We start from the raw sequence: 294 nt of genomic DNA, 5'->3' as shown, positions 1-294 counted from the left end.
CCGGCTGATCCTGGGCGCCGCAGTGGACTACGCCGGCATACCGAACCACCTCTGGCCTCAAGCCACTGGCTGTTGCTCACAAGGCTCTGGGGCTTATCACCTGACCTTCAACCATTACCGCGCGCAGTTACCAGAGGCGGGGTTGAGCTCGCACAAAGATGATGGTTTTTTGACAATTCTGCGCACCACTCAACCTGGACTTGATGTAAACCGACTTGATCGTTGGGAGTCAGTTAAATGTGCGCCTGATACATTCGTTATCAACTTCGGGCTGTCAATGGAGTGGTTAACGGC

1 protein-coding gene is annotated in these 294 nt (G+C 54.4%); it reads left to right on the top strand.

The genetic code is table 11. The features are described 5' to 3' along the window. A partial coding sequence (locus QMX84_RS26370; RefSeq protein WP_282365155.1) for a 2OG-Fe(II) oxygenase family protein occupies nucleotides 1–294 on the top strand: 294 nt, incomplete at both ends.

Origin of the sequence: Pseudomonas sp. PS01297, assembly GCF_029959305.1 — a bacterium.
In the GTDB taxonomy this organism is placed as follows: domain Bacteria; phylum Pseudomonadota; class Gammaproteobacteria; order Pseudomonadales; family Pseudomonadaceae; genus Aquipseudomonas; species Aquipseudomonas helleri.
Note: the sequence above shows the minus strand (reverse complement) of the source record. Positions and strands in the feature narration are given on the sequence as shown.